Source organism: Succinatimonas hippei YIT 12066 (assembly GCF_000188195.1).
Taxonomy (GTDB): Bacteria; Pseudomonadota; Gammaproteobacteria; order Enterobacterales; family Succinivibrionaceae; genus Succinatimonas; species Succinatimonas hippei.
Genome location: NZ_GL831009.1, coordinates 1 through 25,428, shown reverse-complemented (window position 1 = coordinate 25,428; position 25,428 = coordinate 1). Strand labels below are relative to the sequence as shown.

Genomic DNA, 25,428 nt, shown 5'->3' with positions numbered 1-25,428 from the left:
TATGCAGGAAACTTGATCTGAATTTAACGGACGAATACATCAATAGTTTGGTATGCCATTAATCTGGGGCATACCTAAAAATTAGCGTTACGGTTTAAACATAAGAATGCAGCTTTTCGTACAGTTGAATTTAATCTGGCAAGACCGCAAAGTGGTTAAATATGGAAACTCTTTATAATCGCGATATTATTGCTTAGGCAAATGAACAAGCCGCATTCATGCATTCAAGTCAATTCGACAAGTTAAATTTAATAAATTTAGCAGAAAAGATTGAAGACTCAGGCAAAAGTGAAAAAAGAGAGTTAGCAAACCGTCAGACATTGCTGATTACTTATCTTTTAAAGCAGCAATTTAGCCTGCAAGCCAAGGCTTGAATTGGGAATAACCATTAAAAACCAATGCAAAGCAATCAAAAAAGCCTAAAAACACACTCCGAGCTTAAAATCTTACTTAAACGCTAAAAATTGAATTGAAAGTGCATAGGAAGACGAACAAACCTTAACTGCAAATGAAACAGGAGTAAATATATCTAATGAAAATCCTTAGTCTGCAGATCAAATCTTTGATGATAGTTTTTTCCCGTCTTAATTAAACTTTTTACGGCAATAACGCTTTAAATCAACTTTGCCGTAAAACCCACTAAGAAGTTTTGCCCTGCAGACTTTCCTTTAGATCAGCTTTAAGGCTCCCGTTACGCCACTCAAAATCAATGCGCAATAAAATAGCAATAGCGGCAATTGAGACAAAAAGAGATGAACCGCCGTAACTTACCAGCGGTAAAGTAAGACCTTTGGTCGGCAACGCTCCTGAGGCTGCCCCGATATTAATTACCGTCTGCAGACAAAACCATACTCCGATGCCGAAAGCTACATAGCCTTGATATAAAGGAGCCTTGCGCAAAATATTAAACGATATGACAATTGCTTTATAAACGATAATAAATTCAAGCAAAATCACCGCACACATGCCGATAAAGCCGAATTCTTCACCTAAAATTGCGGTCACAAAGTCAGTATGCGCTTCAGGCAGATAACCTAACTTCTGAATGGAATTGCCAAGGCCCTCTCCGGTTAAACCGCCGCGGCCGAAAGCCATCAGTGATTGGGTAAGCTGATATCCCGCTCCGAATTGATCTTCCCAAGGATCAAGAAAAGATAAAATACGGCGCATGCGATACGGCTGAATCATTACCAGAATACCGCCGATAACCCCGACGATGGTCAAAGTGGCAATGTACTTTAAAAGACCGGCTCCGGCCACAAACAAAATACCGAAGGTAATACAGGTTATTACCACCAATGACCCGAAATCAGGCTGAGCCAAAAGCATCAAGGATATTACCGCAATAAAGATCATCGGCTTAATAAAGCCTGAGAGTCTTGACTGCACTTCATAAATTTTGCGGCAGGTATAGCTTGAAAAATACAAGATCCAACACAGTTTTAAGACTTCAGCCGGCTGAATATTGATAAAACCTAAATGGATCCAGCGTTTGGCCTCATTTACTTCACGACCTACAATCAGCACCAAAATTAACAGTACTAGGGTAAGAAACATACATGCCATATTGTATTTTTTCCATACCCCGGTCGGAATCGCCGCACAAACCAGGCCCAAAAACAAAGCTGCTATGACATAAATAAGCTGGCGCTTTAAAAAATACATCGGATCGTTAAAGCGGGTAAGACTTTCCATAACGGAAGCGGAGCTTATGAGCACCACGCTTATCCCCATTAACGCTAAAGCCACCAGCAAAAGCATACGATCAAAACAAACTTTGTTTTTGTCTTTTGCTTTTTTTAAAACCGGCGCTGCAGCAGCTTTTTCACTCATCGGCTTTATTCCTCATCAGCCTTTAAGTGTCTTACGAGATTAACGAAAACACGTCCGCGCTCTTCAAAACCTTTGAATTGATCAAAGGAAGCGCAAGCAGGCGACAACAAAATAGCCTGCCCCGGACGCGCCATCTGTACGGCAGAATTTAAAGCCTGACGCAAATTAAGCACGCTGTGAGTATACTTTTCATCAAGGCTCAATAGCTTATCGGCATCTTTACCGAAGCAGAACATGGCTGATACTTCTTTTCCAAGATAGCGTTTTAACGGCGTAAAGTCCTGACCTTTGCCGAGGCCTCCTGCCAAAAGAATAATGCCTTGCGGATGACGAGAACATAAGCCTTCGATTGCCGCCTGAGCCGAAGCCACGTTGGTAGCTTTTGAATCGTTATAATAGCTTACGCCGTCAAGTTCGCGGATAAGCTGGCAGCGATGCTCAAGACCCGGGAATGTCTTTAATGCTTCAATCTGCACGTTGCGATCAATACCTACCGCATCGGCAAGCGCCATAGCAGCCAAAGCATTAAGCTCATTATGACGTCCGCAGATAATAAGATCTTTTACATCCAAAACCCTTCTGCCGTTAACCGTAAGATAAGTGGTTTCAGGAGTTTCCTCACGACCGTAGCTTAAATCATCCAAGCCGAAACTTGCGGCATAGTGGCCGTTTGCCGGGAATGTACGCGGATCGTCGCGATTGACGATAATATTGTCGCAATGCATAAAGATACGATGTTTGGCATCGCGATACTTATCAATCGATCCTTCATAGCGATCCAAATGATCTTCTGAAACGTTTAAAATTACGCCCGCCTTTAAATGCAAAGAGCTCGTAGTTTCAAGCTCAAAGCTTGACAGTTCAAGAACGTACATCCGGTTACGCTTTGAATAAATATCGAATACGGCATTGCCGAAGTTGGCTCCGACGGCACTCGGGATTCCGGCTTTTTCCAGAATATAGCCGACAAGTGCGGTAACCGTGGATTTACCGTTGCTGCCGGTAATACCGATAATCGGCACATCAGTAACCTCACGACCGAACAGTTCGACGTCACCTACAATTTCTACCCCAGCATTGCCTGCAGCGGCAATTTCCGGAAGAGAAATGCTAAGTCCCGGACTTACGACCAGCATGTCGTAAGTTTTAAGCTCCTCAATATTCAAAGGGCCTAAACGCAAATCAATTCCTGACGGCAGATCATCAACGTAAGGAGGATTTGCTCTGGTGTCATAAACCCCCAGGGCTTTAAGATCGTGTTTTAAAAGATAACTTATGACTGCGACATTGGAAATGCCCAAGCCGAGAACAGCAATTTTTTTACCGTTTAAATCTTTATTCATAAAAAACTCTTTAGCGAAGCTTTAAAGTAATAAGGCCTATAAGAACCAAAACTAGAGTAACAATCCAAAAACGCATGAATACGCGCGGCTCAGGCCAACCGCCCTTTTCAAAATGATGATGAATCGGCGCCATCCTAAAAATTCTGCGACCGCGCATCTTATAAGATCCGACCTGCAAAATCACGCTTATCGTTTCCATCACGAAAACTCCGCCCATAATAAAAAGCAGAATTTCCTGACGACACAATAAAGCAATAATGCCAAGAACTGCACCTAAAGCAAGAGATCCGACATCACCCATGAAAACTTCAGCAGGATAGGTGTTAAACCACAAAAAGCCAAGGCCCGCCCCGACTATAGCAGTACAGGCAACAACCAATTCCGATGCGTTGGGCAAATACGGAATGTACAGATAAACCGCAAAATTGGCGTTTGAGGTAAGCCAGGCGATAACGCCTAAACCTGCCGCTACGGTAATGGTGGTGGCAATAGCAAGACCGTCAAGACCGTCGGTTAAATTAACGGCATTTGACGATCCGGTTAAAACGAAATACGCAAGCGGGATAATAAGAAAACCTAAATCCGGCATAAAATCTTTAAAAAACGGAATGACAAGCGAAGTTTCACCCGGATTTTTGGCCATACCGTACATGCAACAGCCAAGGCACACGGCGGCGGCTGACTGCCAGAAATATTTATATTTGGCTCTAAGACCGTGCGGATCTTTACGCACCACTTTAAGATAATCATCGGCAAAACCGATAAGTCCGTATGCGACTATTGTAACGATTGTCATCCATACGTAGGGATTATCAAGACGGCACCATAAAAGCATGGTTATTACAATAACGCCGTTAATAAGCACCCCGCCCATGGTCGGGGTTCCCTGTTTTTTCAAATGGCTTTCAGGTCCGTCTTTGCGCACAACCTGTCCAAAATGCAGAACCTGCAGCTTGCGAATAACATACGGGCCAAGCCACAAAGATAAGGCAAGAGCGGTAAACAAGGCAAGCACCGAGCGAAATGTAAGGTAACTGAAGATTCGAAATGAATCGATATATGATGAAAGATATTCTGAAAGTAAGATGATCATTTAATGTTATCCTTGCTCTCACTTAACGCTATAAGCTTATCGGTAATAAGATCCATGCGCATTGCATGCGATCCTTTTACTAAAATCACGGCATTATCATGCCGTTTTAAAACCTCGTCCTTTAAAAATGCGGCCAGCGCATCATGGCTGTCAAAGTGACGGGCAATACTCCCTGCTTTTTCTACGCTGTGCCGTGAAAGCGGGCCGAGGCATAATAACAGATTTATCTTGTTTTTAGCGTATAAACCTACTTTTTCATGTAAAGATACCGCCTCATCCCCAAGCTCCCCCATATCGCCGAAAACCATGACCTTAAATCCAGCAAAAGAACTTAAAGTATCAATTCCCGACAGCACGGCGTTAAAGCTTGCGTTATAAGCGTCATCAATCAAGGTAAAACCTGCAAAATTTTTAACCTGCAGGCGGCCTTTTACCGATGAAGTATTTTCAAGCCCCGGCTTTATATATTTAAAATCACAGCCTAAAGCCAAACATAAAGCTGCAGCGGCAGCTGCATTCTGTGCGTTGTGCTTGCCTAAAAGATTAAGCTTTATCTGCTCGCTTTGTCCTTTTGCCGTCAAAATAAAAGACACTTCTTGGGATGAACTTTTAACTTCGCTTACTTTGACGAAATCATCGTCGTTATAGCCGAAAGTCAACATCTTTCCTTGCAAAAAAGCTTCTTTATAATCTTTTTTCCACTCGTCAATCCACTGACTGCAGGAAGGCACGATACCGATTCCGCCGCGCGCAAGGACCGAATCCAAAATCTCGCTTTTGCCTTTATAAACTCCGTAGGCCGATCCGAATCCCTCAATATGCGCCTGGCCCACATTGGTAATTACCGCCGCATCGGCCTGTACGAATTCGGAAGTACGCTTAATATCCTCTTTATGGCTTGCCCCCTGCTCGATGATTGCATAATCAAGCTTTTCATCAAGTCTTAATAAAGTAAGCGGCACTCCGACGTCATTATTAAAATTCCCATTAGTACACATGGCGTTAAAGCCTTGCTTTAATATGGAATAAGCCATTTCTTTGACAGTGGTTTTACCGCAGGATCCGGTTACCGCACCGATTTTTGCCGGACATTTTTCCCGCACCAAAAGACCTGCAAGACCTAGTAAACGCAAAGTATCGGCGCATTTTACGCACGGAACGGAAAAATTACCGCCAAGGCTTACACCCAAAGCTGCAGCTCCTGATAAGACGGCTTTTTCAAGAAAGTCATGGGCATCAAACTTCTCGCCTTTTAACGCGATAAAAAGGCTTCCCGGCGGGCAATTGCGCGAATCCGTCGTGACGCTTGCTACTTCTATGTCCTCTCCTGACAATGTGCCCTGTGCTTTTCGTGCAAGTTCACTTAAATAAAAAGGGATCATATCTTAGGTCCTATGCTTTAAGGTCTAAAAGACTCATTACAAATTCACGATCCGAATAATGATGTTTGACCTTGCCTATAATCTGATAATCTTCGTGACCTTTGCCGGCGACAACCACGCAATCTGCGCTCTGCGCCTCTTTAAAGGCTTTGGTAATGGCATCTTCGCGTTTTACGATGCACTCATAGTTATCAGCACTGCCTTTTACCCCTGACTCCATATCCTCTAATATGCGTACCGGATCTTCAGTACGCGGATTGTCTGAAGTAAAGATCACTTTATCGGCATAAACGCAGGCTTTTATCGCCATCATCGGGCGCTTGCCTTTATCCCTGTCGCCGCCGCAGCCTAAAACGCACCAGACTTTGCCGCCCGGAGTATGACTGCGAGCTGCCTTAAGCGCACTCTCGACCCCGTCGGGAGTATGCGCGTAGTCCACAATCATGCGCGGTTTACCTTCCTTATAAAAGCACTCCATGCGCCCGCAAATCGGTTTTAATTGAGATGCTTTATCAAGCAGATCTTTAAGCGGGAAATGGAAACTTAAAAGTACGCTTAAAGCGCAAAGGAAATTTTCGGCATTAAAAGATCCTAAAAGAGATAAAGAGGCATCACCTTTGCCAAAAGAGCTGTCGATTCTAAGCTTTAGCCCGTCGTGCTTATACTCAATGCCGGTTACGTTCAAAAGTGCATGTTTTACTGATTTGTCCGGAGAATTTACGGCAAGGGCCCCTTTTGGTGAAAATAAAATTGCCTCCGGCTTTAAAGTCGCGACGGTTTTACCCATTGCATCATCAACGTTAAGGCATAAATGATCGGGATTGACGCGATTTAAAAACTCACGTTTTGCCTTGGCGTAATTTTCCATCGTCTTATGATAATCAAGGTGATCGCGAGTTAAATTGGTAAAAGCTCCGCCGGAAAAAATACAGCCGTCAATACGCCCCTCGCAAACGCCGATTGATGATACCTCTAAAGCCGCATAATCCGCCCCTTCTTTTACGGCTTCAGCCAATGCTTTTTGTAAAGCAATCGCACTTAATGTGGTATTGGAGCTTTGTTTTAAGTTAGGCAAAAAACCGTAGCCTAAAGTCCCGAAAACCGCACATTTACGGTTGAATAAAGCAAGATACTGCGCAATAAGCTGAGTTACGGTGCTCTTGCCGTTGGTGCCGGTAATGCCGATAAGACGCAGCTTTGATGAAGGGCTGAAATAAAACCAGGAAGCAAACTCGCCGACGGACATTCCTTTTTTCAGATGCAAAAGCGGAATTGTCACATCTTTTAACTGTTCAGCCGAAGGATCCTTATCATAATCACAAATAATAGCCGCAGCACCTTGCTCCTGGGCTTTTAACATAAAATCAAATCCGTCGACGGTATGCCCTTTATGCGCATAAAAAAGAGAGTTTTTCAGAACCTCTCGTGAGTCCTCTTCAAGCGTTGACAAAGAACAAGTTCCTACATTCTTGTCTTCTTCCAAAAAAGCCGCAACTTCCTGCAATGTTCTGGGTCTTTGTATATGTTCCATTTCTTAATTCCCGCTTAGTTATCCGCTTTGTCAGGCGCTATATTATAAAGCTGCAAGGCACGCGTCATCACATCCCTGAAAACAGGACCTGAAACCGTACCGCCGTAAATACTGCCCTTTTGCGGGGCTCTAATCACCACAACCAAGGCAAAACGCGGATCGGAGATCGGTGCAAAGCCTGCAAATGAAGCAAAATATCGTGAACTGTAACCGCCGGCTTGAGCAATTTTGGCAGTACCGGTTTTACCTGCAATACGATAGCGATCGATGGCGGCTTTGCCGCCGGTTCCTTGTGCAACTACAGTCTCAAGCGCAGCATGAATGCGTTTAATCTCAGAAACATCTCCTACCTGGAGAGCGGTAGGTTTTTGCTGCAGACGCAAAATCGACACCGGAAGCCTTAAGCCGTAATTGGCAAGAGTCGCATAGGCCGAACTTAACTGTAAAGGAGTAACGGCAAAACCGTAACCGAAACCGATAGTAGCTTTATCGATTTCCGACCAGAATCTGCGATTGGCGTTTAATGTTCCGTTTACTTCGCCGACAAGTCCGCTTTCGGTTGAATGCCCCAAACCGAATTGCCTTAAAGTATCCAAAATCTTAGTAGGTCCGGTACGCAAAGCAATATGCGCCATACCGGTATTTGACGAATACTTTAAAATTTCCGTTAAAGTTCCGTAATTCATCGCATGAGAATCGCGGATTAATTTGCCGTCAACAACAAAAGGCCTGGTGTCGATAACTTCTTTCCACGAAACGGTATTTTGCTCAAGAGCGGCTAAAGCCACTATGGGTTTTGCCGTAGATCCCGGCTCCAGAATATCGGTAATTGAACGGTTTTTAGCTTTTTCACTGTTAAACACGCTGCGATCATTGGGATCAAATGACGGGTAATTAACCATCGCAAGGACTTCGCCCGTTTTAACATCGATCATGACTGCAGATCCGCTTTCTGCAGCATGATCCGTCACGGCCTTTTGCAGCGAGCTGTATGCTATAGTCTGCAGACGATCATCAACGCTTAGCATCAAGTTACCGCCGGCTTTCCCCTCTTCAAGAGTCGCAACGTTTTCGATGATGTGCCCCTGCAAATCCTTATGCGCAACACGCGATAAGGCTTTTGCCGACAGATAGCTGTTAAAGCTTTGCTCCACTCCGTAGACCCCGTCACCTTCAGAATTAAGCAAGCCTACTAAATGCGCATTCACCGCGCCCGTCGGATAATAGCGCTGATAGTTATCATTGATAATGATGCCGGGGAGGCGCATATCGGATAATTCTTTAGCCTTATCAAGCGCCAAATACTGTTTTAAGCGCACGTGTCTGCGCTTGGGGTTTTTAATTTTGCTAAATACTTCCTGAGGCGACAGTTCTAAAATTGCGGCTACCTTTTTTATCTTCTCAACATCATAGGTAACTTTATTGCGGCTTAACTCCAAAGCATCGGCATAGACCGTTTTAACCGGTACGGAAATAGCTAAAATCCGTCCAAAGCGATCGGTAATAAGACCGCGCGCCGGCTCGAAGGAATAATTACGCATCACGCGCGAATTTCCTTCCTTAATCAGATTTTCAGGATGCAAAACCTGAATCCAAAATAACCGCGTCAATAAAAAGGCCATACTTAAAAGTACGACCAGCCACACGATCACGACGCGAAAAAGGCTTAAAGTAAAGGTTTTATTTTTTAAAGAAGGCTTATAAACCATTTTCAGTTAATTTTGATTACCTGTTCGGCTTCGGTTTTAGGCGCAACCATTTTAAGCTTTTGCGTTGCAGCTTCACGAATTGCTCCCTGCTCAGACAAAGTCTGGCGCTGAGCGAGTAATGACAGCCATTCCTTATGCAAATTTTCATTATTCATCATTACTTCATTGTAACGGGCCGTCAAATCACGGGTTTCCTGTACTTGATAAACTTTATATAAGCTCAAAGCACATAAAACCGCGCCTAAAAAATAGGTAAGGAAATTTTTAGAGATATCGGCAAGAATCGAAGGAACTAAACGCTCCTCTATCTGCCATAAATTAGCGTACTCAGGACGATATGAAAAATAGCGATCCTCGCCTGAATCCATTTTGAGGTTTTCAAACTCATCAATACTCTGCTCATTTACATGATCGCTTTTTTCATTATCTTTAGTCTTAAGAGAAAAAGGCAATACCGCTTCCTGCTCTTTGCTCTCTTGCGCAGAGTCTTCTTTTTCAGCGGCTTTTAAGTTCTCGTTATCAAGATTTAACGCGGTATTATCGTTGAACATTATAAACTCCTCCCAAGACGGGCGGCGACGCGAAGTACGGCACTGCGCGAACGGGGGTTTTGCGAAATTTCAGCATCTGTCGCCTTTATCGCTCCGCTTATTTTTTGCAGCGTACAGGACTTTAGTTTCAATTCCGCCAATTCTTCATCGGTTATAGGCAAGCCGCGCGGAAGCTTAGGGCCTTCCGAATTTTCCCGGATAAATGTTTTCACTATGCGATCTTCAAGAGAATGAAATGAAATCACGCATAATCTTCCGTCTTTATCAAGGACGTCAATACTTCCGTCCAAAGCGGATTTAAGCTCCTCAAGCTCACTGTTTACCGCAATACGCAAAGCTTGGAAGCAGCGGGTAGCTTTGTGCTTGGGCCCTGGTTTCCCGGGGATGGATGCACTTATGAGATCAGCAAGAGCCAAAGTGGTGGTAAAAGGAGTCTTTTCTCTTTGTCTTACGATGGCATTTGCCACTTTACCGGCAAAGCGTTCTTCGCCGTAAGTTTTAAAAATATAAGCAAGATCTTTTGCATCATACGTATTTACGATCAAAGCGGCATCGATTTTCGCACTTTGATCCATACGCATATCCAAAGGACCGTCCTTATCAAACGAAAATCCGCGGGAAGCATCATCAAGCTGCGGAGATGACACGCCGATATCCATGAGGATCCCGTTTACTTTACCCAAGATCCCAAAATCTTCACAAACTTCTTTTAACTGTGAAAAGCGAGCATGAACTATAGAAAACCGTTCGTCGGCAATGCTTTTTGCCGCTTCGATTGCGCTTAGATCCCGATCTAAAGCGTATAAACGGCCGTTTTTATTTAATCTTTTTAAAATCTCACGACTATGCCCGCCGCGACCGAAAGTTGCGTCGACATAAATTCCGTCAGGATTTATGTTAAGGCCTGCAAGAGTTTCATTTAATAAAACCGGAATATGTGAAAATGCCATGTCCGCTCCTTCACTAAAGTTAAAGCTTCAAGTTCTTAAGTTCAGGGTGGGACAAAAGGGTGGCGCGTTCATCTGCAATCATCTGAATATCGCGTGAACGCTGCTGCTGCAAAATCTCCTCAGACCAAAGCTCGAATTTATTTTGCATACCGATAAGTACGGCTTTTTTACTAATCGATCCTGCACTGCGCAATTCCTGAGGCAATAAAATACGGCTCTGTCCGTCCATTTTGACATAGACGGCACTGCCTAAGAGTAAACGCTGCAGACTTCTGCACAGTTCATCGGTAAGAGAAGGAAGAGAGCTTAAAGCCGCTGCTGCTATTTCCCATTCAGTTTTAGGGTAAAGCCACAGGCAGGGATCAAAAAGACTACGGGTGATAACGCATTCACCGCAGCATTCATCTTTTAAAATCTCGCGATAACGCGCAGGCACGGCCAATCGACCCTTGTCGTCAAGGGCGATTTCACTGGTACCGCATAAGAGAAGGCTGCTGCGCATAAAAATCGTGTCCGGTTATTTTTACCACTTTGATCCACTTTTTCCCATTTATTAGTTTATACCAAAAATCAAAATCTGGGCAACATTTTGTTTAACAAAGAAAAAAACTGAATTTATGTATATAAAACAAGATATAAATATCAATACAAACTGTTTTAAAAGGGTTTATCTTTACATTGAAGATACTGAAAGTCGTAAAAATTTTTAACGAAAATGGAGAAAAGTGGGAAGAAAGATCAAAAAAGCGCTCGTTTTTTAGACGAACGCCTTTTAATACAAAAGATTTTAAATTAAGCGAAAATATTCACGTAGCCGGCAACAAGCAGTACGGCGATAATAATCGGCATTATGAAACGGAAATACCAGATAAGGCCGCGTGAAAGTTTGATACCGTTACCGATATTGCATTCCTTTAAATAATTATCAAAGCCCCAACCGTTTTTAGCCGTAATAAAGAGTACGAAAATAAGCGAACCTATAGGCAGGACATTATTGGAGATAAGGAAATCCTGAAAATCCAAAATGGTTCCGAAACCTAAAGGATGGACGAAGCTTAAATAATTGAAGCCGAGAACACACGGAATTGCCATCACCGTAATAATCAGGAAATTGATGATAACCGCCTTGACGCGGGATACGGCAAACAAATCCATGGAAATGGCGATAATGCTTTCGAACACGGCAATTAAAGTAGATACTGCGGCAAACAGCATGAAGAGGAAGAAAAGTCCGCCCCAGAACCAGCCTAAGGACATGTTGGAAAATACCGTGGTCAAAGTGACGAACAGCAGATTGGGACCGGCATCCGGTGCAATTCCATAGCTAAAGCAGGCCGGGAAAATGATAAATCCGGACAAAAGAGCCACAGTGGTATCAAGTCCGCATATGCAGGTAGCCTCGGTAACGAGGGTATGCTGCTTATCCATGTAGCTGCCGAAAATAAGGATAGATCCCTGACCTACGGACAAAGTAAAGAAAGACTGTCCCATTGCCGCCCACAACACTTCCATAATTCCGTATTTGGAAATATTATCGGCATTAGGCATTAAATAGTAGCTGATGCCTTCACTAAAGCCCGGCAATGTAAAAGAGCGTAAAGCCATAAAAATCAGCAAAGCAAAAAGCAGAAGCATCATCGGCTTAGTGATGCGCTCAACACCGCGGACCACGCCCAAAGCTACGATGGCAAAAGAAGCTACAACCACGGTGGTCATACATACGAACATGGTTAAAGGATGAGCAAGAAGTTCGGAAAACTCCACTGCCGCTTGCTCCTGCTGAATACCGGCCTCAAATCCGCCCACAAAAAAGCGGATCATGTAATAGAAAAGCCAGCCGGTGATAACACCGTAAAAAGACATCAGGATATAGCTTCCCGGAATCTGCCAGAATTTATTTAAATGCCATTTGCTTTTCGGTTTTTCTAAAACTTCATAAGCACGGGCTATCGAGCGGCGGGAAGCGCGTCCTATGGCAAGCTCGATAGTCAAAAGCGGCATACCTACGCAAAGAAGGAATGCAAGATAGATGATTACGAAAAGAGCTCCGCCGTACATTCCGGTGATATATGGGAAACGCCACACGTTGCCAAGGCCGATTGCACAGCCGGCGGCAATTAATAAAAAGCCCAAGCGTGTTTTAAACTGTTCGCGATCAGAAGACATAATGTTTTCCTTTATTTACCGAATATTTCCACGTATCCTTGCAGGAATAAAACCACAATGACCACAGGAAGGACAAATTTATAATAGTTAAGAGCCCACAATGGGATCTTGATGCCGATGCCGGTATTGGCCTCTTTAAGATAATTGTCAAAACCCCAGCCTCTTTTTAAAACCACATACAAAATATAACAAAGAGTTCCGTAAGGTAAGATATTCTTGGATAGGATAAAGTCATAAGTATCCAAAATCGTACTGCCCGCCCCCAAAGGCTGAATATCCGACCACAGATTGTAACCTAAAAGACACGGGATACCGAGCAGAATAATCACGATGCAGTTATAGACCACCGATTTGACGCGGGAAATATCGAAAATTTCCATGCAAATGGCAATGATGTTTTCAAATACCGCAATCAGAGTGGATACCGAGGCAAACAGCATGAAAAGGAAGAACACCGCTCCCCAAACCTGACCGTATGCCATATTGGAAAATACCGACACCAAAGATATGAAAACAAGCCCAGGTCCAGAGTCCGGCTGCACTCCATAGCTAAAGCACGCCGGGAAAATAATAAAACCTGACAATACTGCGACAACGGTATTTAGAATAGTAAGAGTCATACCTTCGGAAAACAAAGTATGCTCCCTATTCATGTACGAGCCGAAAATCTGGATTGAACCGACACCTAAACCCAAGGTAAAAAACGACTGCGCCATAGCCGCCGACAGGGTGTTTAAAATTCCGTGCTCTTTAAGGTTAGAGAAGTTCGGCATCAAATAATAAGAGATGCCTTCCTTTGCTCCCGGCAATATAAAAGAACGGGCCGCCATAAAAACAAGCAGCACGAAAAGCAGGATCATCATCGGCTTGGTGATGCGCTCTACGCCTTTTTGCAAACCGCAGGCACATACTGCAAAAGATCCTATTACCACAATCAAAGTGCATATAAACTGCGATGCAGGATCGGCAAGCATGCTGCCGAATAAGCCGCCGGCTTCATCACGGGAGATAACACCGGTATAAGCACCGCTGCCCACTTTGATCATGTAATAAAACATCCAGCCTGTAACCAAGCTGTAAAAGGCCATCAAAACATAATTTCCCGAAATCATCAGGAACTTGTTTAAATTCCATTTGGTATTTGGAGAAATCTCTTCAAAAGATTTGCCGAGGCTGCGACGAGATGCACGGCCTACCGCAAGTTCGATGGTCAAAATCGGTACGCCGACCAAAAAAAGGAAAAATAAATAGATAACAAGGAAGATGGCGCCGCCGTATTCTCCCGTGATATACGGGAAGCGCCATACGTTACCAAGTCCGATTGAGCATCCTGCGGCAATCAGCAGGAACCCAAGGCGTGATGAAAATTGTTCACGAGCCATGAAAAAACCTTAAATTAGCCGAACACGGTAATGTAACAGTTGATTAAGAGCAAAACAATTGCAACCGGAATGATAACGCGGTAATAGAACTTGCTCCATTTAGGGATCTTATAGCCCTCGCCGGTATTGGCCTCTTTAAGATAATTCTCAAATCCCCAGCCATGTCTGAAGGTAACGAAGCAGGCATAGCATAAAGCACCTAGAGGCAAAATGTTATTGGAAATAATGAAATCCTCAAGATCAAGGAATGTCGAATTTCCGCCTAAAGGATGGACGTCGGAAAGATAATTAAAGCCAAAGAGACACGGCAGACCGATTACCATGATGATAACGAAATTAATCATCACGGAGCGACGGCGCGATGTCGTAAACAACTCCATCGTAATAGCCACTATATTCTCAAACACGGCAATTAAAGTTGAGATTGCGGCAAAGAGCATAAAGAGGAAGAAAGTACCACCCCAGAATGCACCGTTTGACATATTGGAGAATACGGAGACCAAGGTTACGAAAATCAGTCCGGGGCCGGCTCCCGGCTCAACGCCGTAGCTGAAGCATGCAGGGAAAATGATAAGACCTGACAGCAAAGCTACCATAGTGTTTAAGGCGGTAATGGTAAAGCCTTCGTTAGCCAAGGTATGGGAAGAATTCATATAAGTGCCAAATACCTGAATGGCGCCGATACCGATTGATAACGAGAAGAAAGCCTGTCCCATGGCGGCAGTAACTACTTCCATAAGGCCAGCTGAAGTTAACTTCTCCAAATTAGGGGCAAGATAATAAGAAAGACCTTCACGCCATCCCGACAATGTGAAGGAACGGGCGGCAAGGAAAATAAGCAGCACGAACAACAAGAGCATCATCGGCTTAGTGATGCGCTCCACGCCTTTTCTTAAACCGCAGGCACAAATACCGAAACTTATGGCTGTCACTGCCAGCATACTGGTAAACATGCTTGACGGAGAATTGAGCATAGCGTTGAAATCAGCGCCTGCAACATCGGCAGGAGTGTTAACGCCGAACTCTCCCATATAGCCTTTAATGCAGTAAAACAGCATCCAACCGGTAATTAAGCTATAGAAAGATACCAGCACGTAATTGCCGGCAATCATCCAAAACTTGTGCCAATGCCAATGAGTGCCTTGGGGTTGTAACTCCTCAAAAGAACGGGCCAAGGTACGGCGTGAGGCACGTCCGATAGCAAGTTCCATAGATAGAAGAGGTACACCGAAAGCAATCATGAAGAATAAATAGATAAGGACGAACAGAGCTCCGCCGTATTGTCCGGTGATAAAAGGGAAACGCCATACGTTACCAAGTCCGATAGCGCATCCTGCAGATATCAGAATGAACCCCAAGCGGGATGAAAAATGCTCACGTGTTGCCATAAAACAATACCTGTCTTCTTACGTTGACGGTTACTCCCCTAATAAAGTCGGGGATTCCTGCAGCTAAAAACGAAGTAATCTTCGCCTAAAGCCTAGCGATATTCCTGCTGAAAGCTGAATTAACACTCACATAACAGGCAAATAGGACTCGCCATTCCCTTAAAAAATTTTGCGGCTAGGTTAAGCATTACCCCCGGCCGCACTGTCAATATAAAACCCGAAAATTTTAATTTTCGGGTTCTAGCTGTTACGATTTATTACTGCTGCTCAGAAGTTTCCGAAGCTTCTGCCTGAACTTCAGCGTTTTCGTCCTGAGCTTTATTCTCCTCGTTTACCGCTTTAATCGACAAACGAATGCGTCCGGTATTATCAAGATCAAGAACCTTGACTTTAACGATATCACCGACACGCAGATAATCGTTGACGTTATCGACACGCTCATCAACGATTTGAGAGATATGAACCAAACCGTCACGTCCCGGCAAAATATTTACAAAAGCACCGAAATCGGTGATACGAACTACTTTGCCTTCATAAATACGACCGACTTCAACCTCAACAAGTAAATCGTTAATACGGGCGATAACCTGATCGGCTGCAGCTGCAGTATTTGCGGAAATTCTTACAGTTCCGTCATCTTCAATATCGATTGAAGTATTGGTGGCGGTCTGAATGGCACGGATATTGAATCCGCCCTTGCCGATAATTTCCTTAACCTTATCAGGCGGAACCTGAATGGTAACGATGCGCGGGGCATACGGAGAAAGATTCTGACGCGGATTCGGCAACGCTCTTCCCATAATCTTCAAAAGATGCAGACGGGCGGCATGTGCGTCAGTCAAAGCCTGCTGCATAATCTCACGGGTAATACCGTCGGTCTTGATATCCATCTGTAAAGCGGTAACGCCTTCGGTAGTACCTGCTACCTTAAAGTCCATATCGCCCAAATGATCTTCATCGCCCATGATGTCGGTCAAAACAGCAACGCGATCACCTTCTTTTACAAGGCCCATTGCAATGCCGGCAACTGCAGCTTTACACGGAACACCGGCATCAAATAATGCAAGAGATCCGCCGCAAACTGAAGCCATGGATGAAGATCCGTTTGATTCGGTAATTTCAGAAACGACGCGAATGGTATACGGGAAACGCTCCATATCCGGCAGAACGGCACGCAAAGCGCGTTTGGCTAAACGTCCGTGACCGATCTCACGACGCTTAGGAGAACCGATAAGTCCCGTCTCGCCTACGCAATAAGGCGGGAAATTGTAATGGAGAATGAAACGATCGCTTCTTGTTCCCGACATATCCTCAAAGGTCTGAGCATCACGCTCGGAACCTAAGGTACAGGTAGCAATCGCCTGAGTCTCACCGCGGGTGAATAAAGCGCTGCCGTGAACGCGCGGCAAAATGCCTGAAGCTACGGTAATCGGACGGATCATGCGCAAAGTACGTCCGTCAATACGTTTTTCACCTGACAAAATGCGTTCTCTTACGATATCGCGTTCCAAGTCAAAGAAGATCTTGGCAATTTCCTGATCTTTTTCAGCCCACTCTTCTTTCTGAGCTTTAACTTTCTCAATGGTCTCAGCCTCAATGGTTGAAAGAGTGTTCTGACGCTCAAGCTTGTCAACAATGCGGAAAGCTTCGCCTACTTTCTCCGCAGCATCAGCTTTAACGGCATTGATTAATTCATAATCAGGCTCAGGAGCTTTCCAGTCCCAGACAGGGCGGTTAACTTCTTTTGCGAACTCTTTAATCTCGTTAATCACGACCTGCTGCTGCTCATGTCCGTACATAACAGCGCCGAGCATTACATCCTCAGGAAGGATCTTGGCTTCGGACTCAACCATAACGACGGCCTTGTCAGAACCTGCAACAACCAAATCAAGATCGGATTCTTCAGTTTCCGAAGTCAACGGATTTAAAACGTATTGTCCGTTAATATAGCCGACGCGTGCAGCGCCTAAAGGCCCGTTCCAGGGAAGTCCAGAGGTGGACAGTGCAGCAGAAGCTGCAATGATGGAAATAATGTCAGTCGGAATTTCAGGATTAGCCGACATTACTGTAACTACAACCTGGACTTCATTAACGAAACCGTCCGGGAATAAAGGACGCAAAGGACGGTCAATAAGTCTTGAAATAAGGGTCTCGCCTTCTGAGGCACGACCTTCACGTCTAAAGAAGCTGACTGGGATACGGCCGACCGCGTAAGAACGTTCCTGATAATTTACAGTAAGAGGGAAAAAGTCTCTGCCCTCGACCTGCTCGCGGCGGTTGCACACTACGGTTGCAAAAACAGTAGTATCATCCATTGAGGCCATAACAGCCGAATCAGCCTGACGACCAATAGCACCTGTCTCTAAAGTAATAGTATGACGTCCATATTTAAAGGTGCGGGTGATAGGCTTTAAATTCATTAAAAATATCTCCTACAAAGATCCGCAATTAAAAACTGCCTGCTGCGAATCCTCATGAACTGTCACGCGCTTACGCACGAAACTTTATGGAAAAAATCTTCCATTAACCGATAGCCTTTTAATTTATATATTTTCATATATAAAAAGACTACCGCGGGCATGTTCACACAACACCCTCAATCAAGTCAGAGCGGCACCTTGCCCCTCATTCCTGAAATCTTTTAAGCCAAAAAACTAAACAGCAAAAGCTGCCCTCGCCGGAATTTCCCGAGCTTACGCCGAAAATAACCGCGAATTTACGTAAAATTCGGGCGGCAAACTGCCGCCCGTGCCAGTCGTTATTAGCGACGGAGCTTTAACTTCTCAACGATAGCGGTATAACGCTCTACGTCAGAAGCCTTTAAGTAGTCGAGAAGCTTACGACGCTGAGCAACCATGCGCAACAAACCGCGACGGCTGTGATGATCTTTCTTGTTTGCCTGGAAGTGCGGCTGCAAGTCAGCAATTCTGTAGGTTAACAGTGCAATCTGAACTTCAGGAGAACCGGTATCTCTTTCTCCACGGGCAAATTCAGCGACGATCTTAGCTTTGGTTTCAACACTTAATGCCATTTTTAAAATGCTCCTTTGTGAAATAAATACGCCCCTTCCAATCACAAATTCAGGAGGGGTAGCCCACAAATTTTAACATAAATAATTCACCAAATTCGATCAAAATGGCGGTAAAACGTACAAAGAGTTCAAGAAATCATCTTAAAATCAAAAAGTAAAAAAAATTCATAAGCTAATATGAAGATAATGAGATTTTTTAAAGTAAAATTAGCATTCTCACCTCACGGCGCTGAACAACTGATAACAACTACTTAAAATAGGATCTTAAATATTATGGCGGGCAAGAAAAAACATAAACAAGGCGATAATGTCATAGCGGTCAATCGCCGTGCCACTCATGATTATTTTATAGAGGATCGCATTGAAGCAGGATTGTCGCTGCAGGGATGGGAAGTAAAATCTTTGCGCGCAGGAAAAGCCAATATTTCAGAAGCTTACGTCACGATTAAAGATGGAGAAGCTATCTTATTGGGCGCTACCATCAATCCGCTTAAAAATTCATGCGCTTTCGTAGTCTGCGACCCTACCCGTACACGAGTACTGCTTTTAAACCGCAGAGAAATAAATAAACTTATCGGGCAGTCTCAGCGCCAAGGATATACCATCATTCCTTTGCGTTTATACTGGAAAGGCTCATGGGCCAAACTTGAAATCGGCATCGCAAAAGGCAAGCAAGAGCATGATAAGCGCGATTCCTTAAAAGAAAAACAGTGGCAGCGTGAAAAAGAACGTATTATGAAAAAAAATTTCTAATTCATTGCTTCTTTTTGACTTTTATATATAATGTCATGGCTTGGGGATGATTCTGGATTCGACCGGAAGCATGGATTCCAAGGCGCATGTCGAGCTCGGTAACTCGTAAAACTGTCGACAAAAAATAGTCGCCAACGACGAAAACTACGCTTTAGCAGCTTAATAACCTGCGTAAAGCCCTCGGTTTTAAGCCTTTCTAGTGACGCTTAATTAATCCGGGGTCAGTTTTTCACTAGATCGTATGGAATCCCCCGTCTGAGGATGAAGTACTAAAGGATTAACCAGACTGTGGTGCAAGGTAGCGTGGTTGTCCGCAGCCGGTATCAAGATCGTAGACAAACCTAAACATGTAGTGCTGAAGATGAAGTCTTTTGGGACGCGGGTTCAAATCCCGCCATCTCCACCAAGATTATGAAAATTTTCACATCCCCTAAAAATGACTGCAATTGCGGTCATTTTTTGTTTTTGCCCATAGATTTACCCTTTCTTTAAAAATCTTCAGAACCAAGTTTAAAACTTGTTGAAATCTCTTTAACAAAGGTAATAATTAACGAAAACAAAATATCTTTTAATTTAAGAGTTACAAAATGTTCAAAAATTTTTACCTTATCGCATTTATATCATTGTTTGCCGTATGTTCCTGCAGTGAAGTTGACACTAAAGAAGATGCCAATACCACAGCAACGGAGCCAAGCCGTACGGTAAACACAGAAGTCAAATTACAAGACAGGCTTCCTGCAACCTGTAAAGTCGATAATAGTGACAATTTAGGATTTTGCCTTCCGGGGGATACTTTAATCTACCGTCCCGATCCTAAAAAAGAAGATCAAAAAGATACTCTTGATGTCATAGGTGATTTCTGCGCCCAGGAAAAACCGATTATTATTACCGATAAAGGACTTGCCTGTACTTTTAGAGAAAATCGTACTTATACGGCAGATCCGATTAATCAGCAGGCAATTGTCGGCAGTAACCGCACAATCGCACGTGAATACTTAAGCGCTATTGCCAAAATCCCCGGAATCAAAGAAGCAGTTAAAGGAATTTACGTCATAAAACTTGAAAGCGGCAGCAAGGATGCTCCCATCATCAGTGACAAAAATGATGTCGAGATTGAAGCCAAACTTTTGACGTTGGATTTAAAAGTCCACAGCTATATGCTAAACGACAGACTGTCAATGAGCAAATTAGGTAAAAATAATCCTTTTGCTTCAATTCTTCCCGGACTTAAGCAAGGTGATACCGTAAGAGCTTATATTGATTTTGAAGAATTCCCGGGGATTTGGAATGTATCCAACTCAATGATCGGTTTACCTTATATCTGGGAAGTTAAAATCTTGTCTGTTAATGAAAGCAATACCGAAGATACCGGCAGCTCCTCACCGGAAAATTAATCCCTCATCAACCTTGGGCTTTTCTGCCCGAGGTTTAAAATTGCGGCATAGCAAAAATTCTTTTATGCCTTTTTCATTACAATAAATAAAGTATTACGACAACTTTTCCATCTTTTACAGGCAAGAAAAATGCGGATAACTGATAATGCACTGCTTCTTTCCGTATGCATCAGCAGTTTTCTCAGCTCATTTATGGGTAATGCCATAAATGTTGCTACGCCCTTTATCGCCGCGGATTACGGAGTACCTCCTGATAATATTACTTGGGTGATAAACGCCTTCATGATCACCTCGGCTGCTTTTTTAATTCCGGCTACGGCACTTGCCAATTTTAAGGGATACCTGGCAATTTACCGTGCAGGATCAATACTTGCAGCAATTACATCCATAATTATTCCGCTTGCTCCAAACTTTTTTACTCTTATTTTATTAAGATCCTTTCAAGGAATAGCTTTTGCACTGCCGTTTTGTACCGGTATGGCCTTAATCGTCGACCGAACCGCAAAAGAACAACGAGCTTCAGCTCTTGCCTTTGTCGTGTCATCCGTTTATGCAGGAATTTCCATCGCGCCTTTATTATCAGGAGTTATTTCCGATACCGTCGGCTGGGAGCAAATTTTTGTTTTAGGTGCTTTAGGACAGACTATAGGTTATGTTTTAGCCTTAAAAGTTCCTGCAGATAAACCAATTGCTCACGGTTTTCCTTTAGTGAGGATGATCTTATGTTTTACGGCGATGACTATTTCTCTTGTAACCGTTTCATCGCTTAACATTAATCATTACGCTATTATTTTTATCTGTATTAGTATCGCTCTTATCTTTTTGTACCTGCTTGCCGAACAAAAAGCCAACCGTCCGGTTCTGCCGCTTGCTAACGTTCTCAAAAACACCGATTTCTCACTGGCATTAGCAATATCAATGTTAAATTTCATCGCAACTTTTGCCATTGCGATGCTTTTATCTTTACATCTGCAGATTGTCTGCGGCTACAATGCTACTTTTACCGGCCTTATATTAATGTCCCAACCTGTAATGATGCTTATAGGATCATCACTTAGCGCATCTTTAACCAGACGTTTCGGTGTCCATATACTAACTGTATGCGGAATGATATTGGTCACTGCAGGTTTTGTAGGTTTTACCTTTCTTAAAGTAAGCACTCCTCTCTATATGATCACCGTGCTTTTATTTATAACCGGATTCGGTACCGGAATCTTCTCGCCGCCTAATACCAATATTGTCATGAGCTCAGTACCGCGTACACAGTATGCTTTAGCCTCTTCCCTGCAGTCATTAGTACGTACTGCGGGTATGGCAATTTCAATGGCAGTCATGACTCTTATCTTAAACGCCATGATAAGCTCAGATACTCAAATTCACACCTATATTGAAGAGCTGTCGCAAGGAATTGCCTTAATGTTTAAAGTATCGGCTCTGATGTGTTTTATAACTACGCTTTTAAATCTTTATGCTTCAATTACTGCTCTTAAAAGAGAGAGGAATTAAACCTGTTTCAATTATCCTTAAGACACTACGTCCTCCGGATACGTAAACGCGATCATGAAAACAAAATTGTGCGCCCTCAAAGAGCGAACAACTTGCAAGAAAAAACAAATTATAAGTTTTAAAGCAAACACAGCGTCTGTAAATCCTCTGCTTTGATAGTTTACAGATCCTGAGATTGGACAATAGTTTCATGCAGATTACAAACTCAATTCTCAGAGATTTAAAGTAATTTCTTTACATGATCTGCTTTAGTCTTAACCACGCAAACGTATTAAATATCAAAAAACATTGATATAAGACCATAAAGAAATGGAACTTTTCATACAGTAAAATTAAATACAGGGTTATATCCGGAATTTGGTAAATTGTTCTGATATGAAAATTAAAGAAATCAAAGAAAATAAAAAACAATTTCTTCCCTTGTTATTATTAGCCGATGAGCAAGAGAGCATGATCAACCTCTATATTGATAGAGGAACAATGTATGTTTTAGACGATAACGGTATTAAAAGCGTATGTATCGTGACTGATGAAGGTAAAGGAGTTCTTGAAATCAAAAATATTGCAACCAATCCGGAAGATCAGGGAAAAGGTTACGGTAAAGCACTAATTGACTTTATTGCTGCTACATATACAGGTAAATATTCTATATTGCAGGTAGGCACAGGTGATAGCCCTTTGACAATCCCTTTTTATGAAAAATGCGGTTTTATCCGGTCGCATCGCATTAAAAACTTTTTCACAGATAATTATGATCACCCGATATATGAAGCCGGTACTCTGCTAAAAGATATGATTTATTTACAGAAAAAAAATTGACATCCTCACCGACCTAAAGGCCGATGATTCCTACTGCTGATATGAAGTGACCGATGTCAATAGCACCGCAGATAATATTTTCAAGAGATCTCTTGCCGTACTTTACGGGGCTTGACCACTCTGATATACGCGGATTGGTTACCGCAGGTCAATGGTTTCGCCGCCGGATCGCACCGTCTTTCCCGAGTTTAGTACCTTTAAAGTCAAAAAACGGCATAAGAATGCATCTTATATAAAAATTTGATTTTTTCCGTGTGGGTTATGCCGTTTTGCCCGGGTTTTCTTGAGCGAGAATTTCACTGACGGCGTTTAGCGCCGGGTCGATCATTTTGTCGGCACCTATCCTTATCTTCAGCGCTTTCTGTACTTGGTTAAGCGTGGCATAAAGCGGTAGCGGAGTTAAATCCAACGCCTGCAGTATCCGGTCGAGCTTATCGGCATTTTCTTGGCGTTCTCGTATATAGTCGTCCCTGATTTTAGCGGCATCATTAAGCTCATTCAGCGCAGCTTTGCTTCTGCCCGGTTTCACTCTTTCTTTGGTATAGATATCGTTAAATTCCGTGCAGTTGATAAACAGCGGCTCATCAGCTCCGGTCGGCAGCATCACCAGTTTAGCGGAGCTTAATGCCTGTGAGATGTCATTAAGATTAATGCTGTCGTTTATGTCGTTAAGCTTAAGCCCGATAACGCGCAGCAGGTTTAATGCCAATACGCATAACAGGCAGTGAGCATTGATATGTTCATACTCTCTGACAAACATGGGACGAAGGGAGAAGGTTGATTTCATCACCCTAAAGCAGTCTTCGATTCTCACCAGACGCTTATAGGCTCCGAGAATTTCTTCAGCCGTAAACTGCTCTTCTGCAGCAAGCCCGGCAGGTGGGGAGAATACCACGGCGGAATATCCGGCAATTGCTCTTCTTTCGGCGATAACCTCAGCTTTAAGCCCGGTGACGCGGTACATTTCTTTTTCTTTACCGGATACGCTTTCGGCCTTGGTGGCGACTAAAGAGCGCCAGCCGCTGCCGAAGGAGGTTTTAAGCAGTTTCCTTTCTTCAAGAGCTTTTTGCGCGCGGGCAACGGCGTTGTCCAACTCATAGAGGTCTTTCTTATAGCGTTTCTCACTATAGGTGAAGATAATTTTGCAGGGCTGTGTGATTAATTTCTCTTTACCGTCATCCTGTTTTACTCGAGCGGTTTTGACATAGTCACATACTTTATAACGAAACGGCTCGTCCGCAATGTCGTCAAGTCTTACAGAGCCGTCCGGAGTTTTCCAGCCGTCGGCACTCAACATCATTTCTCTTAGTTTCTTCTCTTGATAAGATACTTTCTGCGCGACGATAAATCCCAGCTCCTGCTGCTTGAGCATTTTAAGATTAAGCACGGAGTTGAGGCCGCGGTCGGCAACCACATAAGAGTTTTTGACCCGGTATTTATTCTGCAGCCGTTTAATCGCCGGCTCCAGAGTTTTAAACTCCGAAAGATTGCCGGAGAACACCGTATAGTCAAGCACCATTCCCCGGTCATCAATCACTAAGGCTATCGCAGTCAGCGGCTGAGCGAAACGGCTTTCCTTGGACGGTCCGCGCATCCGGTAAAAAGTACGGGACTCGACTTCTTCCGTCACTTCCTGTCGGAACTCTGCAGACTGCAGATATGCATCAATCTCGGATACGGAATATCCGGCTTTTTCCAAACCGCGTTTTATCTTGGCCGTATAGTTATGAATGAACTGCTCCTTGTCGTCATAAGGACTTTCAAAATAACAGTTGGTGCAATCGTAGAAAATCAAACGCGGCTCGCCCTGATAATGTACGTTAAGCTTTTTCACCGCATGGGCGAGAATGTCATCCTTGAATTTGTGCAGAAAACTTAAGGCGGCATAAATATTGTCAAGAGCAATGCCCGCTAGGGGATTATAGAGAAAAGATGATTGTGCCTGATAGGCTCCCAAATAAGATTGCGGGTCAAGTACCTTAAGTGCGGTTAAATAAAAAGCAATATCGTTGATTTTATAGGCGGAGATTGCACTTTCCGCAGCCTGCAGCCGGTCCAGCTTGTATTTAAGTCCGAATATTTGCTCCCATAACGCCTTTAACGGCAAATGTCCGTAATGCAATAACGGTGCTTTATTAAAGTGTGAGTCCAAAACCGCACTGTGCTGCAGCTTTTGTACTGCTTTAACCGCCTCGTCCCGCTGCTGCTGCGCGGTCAGCTGCCGGGAGAGCTTCTGTTTGGCATACTGTTCCTCAAGACTTGTGACAAACTGCGGATCTAACAGGTCAATACGTCCGAACTGCTTGACGGTCTTTTTATATACCTGACCGTTGACGCGGACTGATTCGACTAAAGACAAATAATAGTGCTTGCCGTTTTTACGTTTGGACAGATACATGACAGGGCCTGCGGAGAATAAACAACCTGCCTATAGTATAACACATTCCATAACCTATATAAAACCCACATAATAAAATAATTTACCGACTACAAAAATAACGCCGTGCCTTGACGGAGCGGCGTTTAAGAGATTTAAAAATCTTCAGTAACTACTAAACTCGGGTGATATACGCGGATTGGTTACCGCAGGTCACCGG

At 43.6% G+C, this 25,428-nt stretch carries 20 protein-coding genes, 1 other RNA gene and 1 pseudogene; 7 read left to right on the top strand and 15 right to left on the bottom strand.

The window, feature by feature from the left end:
• Positions 1 to 212: 212 nt before the first annotated feature.
• Positions 213 to 374 (top strand): annotated as a pseudogene (locus tag HMPREF9444_RS10810) (DUF29 family protein); the annotation flags it as partial.
• A 265-nt stretch (positions 375 to 639) separates the two neighbouring features.
• On the opposite strand, the gene ftsW reads toward HMPREF9444_RS10810, so the two are convergent.
• The 14 genes from ftsW to rpsO all read right to left on the bottom strand — a co-directional run bounded on the left by ftsW (position 640) and on the right by rpsO (position 18,359).
• Positions 640 to 1,833 carry a putative lipid II flippase FtsW gene (gene ftsW, locus HMPREF9444_RS06170; protein WP_009143542.1) on the bottom strand — a complete coding sequence of 398 codons (1,194 nt, stop codon included), beginning with the start codon at positions 1,831 to 1,833 and terminating at the stop codon, positions 640 to 642.
• Positions 1,834 to 1,838: 5 nt separating this feature from the next.
• Positions 1,839 to 3,176: a UDP-N-acetylmuramoyl-L-alanine--D-glutamate ligase gene (gene murD, locus HMPREF9444_RS06165; RefSeq protein WP_009143541.1), complete on the bottom strand. Its 1,338-nt coding sequence runs from the start codon at positions 3,174 to 3,176 to the stop codon at positions 1,839 to 1,841.
• A gap of 10 nt (positions 3,177 to 3,186) precedes the next feature.
• A complete protein-coding gene (gene mraY / locus HMPREF9444_RS06160; protein WP_040909330.1) occupies positions 3,187 to 4,269 on the bottom strand; it encodes a phospho-N-acetylmuramoyl-pentapeptide-transferase in 1,083 nt (360 codons plus the stop codon).
• Positions 4,266 to 5,651, bottom strand: coding sequence for a UDP-N-acetylmuramoyl-tripeptide--D-alanyl-D-alanine ligase (locus tag HMPREF9444_RS06155; RefSeq protein WP_009143539.1), 1,386 nt, complete (start codon positions 5,649 to 5,651; stop codon positions 4,266 to 4,268). The genes mraY and HMPREF9444_RS06155 overlap by 4 nt, the downstream gene beginning before the upstream one ends.
• Positions 5,652 to 5,661: 10 nt before the next feature.
• The gene (locus tag HMPREF9444_RS06150; protein ID WP_009143538.1) at positions 5,662 to 7,182 is read right to left on the bottom strand and encodes a UDP-N-acetylmuramoyl-L-alanyl-D-glutamate--2,6-diaminopimelate ligase; all 1,521 of its coding nucleotides are present in this window, start codon (positions 7,180 to 7,182) and stop codon (positions 5,662 to 5,664) included.
• 14 nt (positions 7,183 to 7,196) lie between these two features.
• A complete protein-coding gene (locus HMPREF9444_RS06145) occupies positions 7,197 to 8,891 on the bottom strand; it encodes a peptidoglycan D,D-transpeptidase FtsI family protein (RefSeq protein WP_009143537.1) in 1,695 nt (564 codons plus the stop codon).
• Positions 8,892 to 8,893: 2 nt separating this feature from the next.
• Positions 8,894 to 9,442, bottom strand: a complete 549-nt coding sequence (ftsL, locus tag HMPREF9444_RS06140; RefSeq protein ID WP_009143536.1) for a cell division protein FtsL — start codon at positions 9,440 to 9,442, stop codon at positions 8,894 to 8,896.
• Positions 9,442 to 10,392 (bottom strand): 16S rRNA (cytosine(1402)-N(4))-methyltransferase RsmH, encoded by a 951-nt coding sequence (rsmH, locus tag HMPREF9444_RS06135; RefSeq protein ID WP_009143535.1) that lies wholly within the window; start codon positions 10,390 to 10,392, stop codon positions 9,442 to 9,444. The genes ftsL and rsmH overlap by 1 nt, the downstream gene beginning before the upstream one ends.
• Before the next feature lie 19 nt (positions 10,393 to 10,411).
• Positions 10,412 to 10,894 (bottom strand): division/cell wall cluster transcriptional repressor MraZ, encoded by a 483-nt coding sequence (mraZ, locus tag HMPREF9444_RS06130; protein ID WP_009143534.1) that lies wholly within the window; start codon positions 10,892 to 10,894, stop codon positions 10,412 to 10,414.
• A gap of 290 nt (positions 10,895 to 11,184) precedes the next feature.
• Positions 11,185 to 12,558, bottom strand: coding sequence for a sodium-dependent transporter (locus HMPREF9444_RS06125; RefSeq protein ID WP_009143533.1), 1,374 nt, complete (start codon positions 12,556 to 12,558; stop codon positions 11,185 to 11,187).
• 11 nt (positions 12,559 to 12,569) lie between these two features.
• The gene (locus HMPREF9444_RS06120) at positions 12,570 to 13,940 is read right to left on the bottom strand and encodes a sodium-dependent transporter (protein WP_009143532.1); all 1,371 of its coding nucleotides are present in this window, start codon (positions 13,938 to 13,940) and stop codon (positions 12,570 to 12,572) included.
• 14 nt (positions 13,941 to 13,954) lie between these two features.
• Positions 13,955 to 15,328 carry a sodium-dependent transporter gene (locus HMPREF9444_RS06115; RefSeq protein WP_009143531.1) on the bottom strand — a complete coding sequence of 458 codons (1,374 nt, stop codon included), beginning with the start codon at positions 15,326 to 15,328 and terminating at the stop codon, positions 13,955 to 13,957.
• Between the two features lie 257 nt (positions 15,329 to 15,585).
• A complete protein-coding gene (pnp, locus tag HMPREF9444_RS06110; RefSeq protein ID WP_009143530.1) occupies positions 15,586 to 17,748 on the bottom strand; it encodes a polyribonucleotide nucleotidyltransferase in 2,163 nt (720 codons plus the stop codon).
• 341 nt (positions 17,749 to 18,089) lie between these two features.
• Positions 18,090 to 18,359, bottom strand: coding sequence for a 30S ribosomal protein S15 (gene rpsO / locus HMPREF9444_RS06105; protein WP_040909329.1), 270 nt, complete (start codon positions 18,357 to 18,359; stop codon positions 18,090 to 18,092).
• Between the two features lie 273 nt (positions 18,360 to 18,632).
• On the opposite strand from rpsO, the gene smpB reads away from it, so the two are divergent.
• The 6 genes from smpB to HMPREF9444_RS10990 all read left to right on the top strand — a co-directional run bounded on the left by smpB (position 18,633) and on the right by HMPREF9444_RS10990 (position 23,067).
• Complete coding sequence (smpB, locus tag HMPREF9444_RS06100; RefSeq protein WP_009143528.1) at positions 18,633 to 19,112, top strand: SsrA-binding protein SmpB; 480 nt, start codon at positions 18,633 to 18,635, stop codon at positions 19,110 to 19,112.
• Between the two features lie 42 nt (positions 19,113 to 19,154).
• Positions 19,155 to 19,518: a transfer-messenger RNA gene (gene ssrA / locus HMPREF9444_RS10805) on the top strand.
• Between the two features lie 181 nt (positions 19,519 to 19,699).
• Positions 19,700 to 20,506, top strand: a complete 807-nt coding sequence (locus HMPREF9444_RS06095; RefSeq protein ID WP_009143527.1) for a hypothetical protein — start codon at positions 19,700 to 19,702, stop codon at positions 20,504 to 20,506.
• A 129-nt stretch (positions 20,507 to 20,635) separates the two neighbouring features.
• On the top strand, positions 20,636 to 22,012 hold the full coding sequence (locus HMPREF9444_RS06090; protein ID WP_040909328.1) for an MFS transporter: 1,377 nt from the start codon (positions 20,636 to 20,638) through the stop codon (positions 22,010 to 22,012).
• A gap of 375 nt (positions 22,013 to 22,387) precedes the next feature.
• Entirely contained in the window at positions 22,388 to 22,831 is a 444-nt protein-coding gene (locus tag HMPREF9444_RS06085; protein WP_009143525.1) for a GNAT family N-acetyltransferase, read from the top strand.
• Positions 22,832 to 22,884: 53 nt separating this feature from the next.
• On the top strand, positions 22,885 to 23,067 hold the full coding sequence (locus tag HMPREF9444_RS10990) for a hypothetical protein (protein ID WP_009143524.1): 183 nt from the start codon (positions 22,885 to 22,887) through the stop codon (positions 23,065 to 23,067).
• 23 nt (positions 23,068 to 23,090) lie between these two features.
• Here HMPREF9444_RS10990 and HMPREF9444_RS06080 read toward each other — a convergent pair whose 3' ends face one another.
• Positions 23,091 to 25,229: an IS1634 family transposase gene (locus HMPREF9444_RS06080; protein ID WP_009143523.1), complete on the bottom strand. Its 2,139-nt coding sequence runs from the start codon at positions 25,227 to 25,229 to the stop codon at positions 23,091 to 23,093.
• Between the last annotated feature and the right edge of the window lie 199 nt (positions 25,230 to 25,428).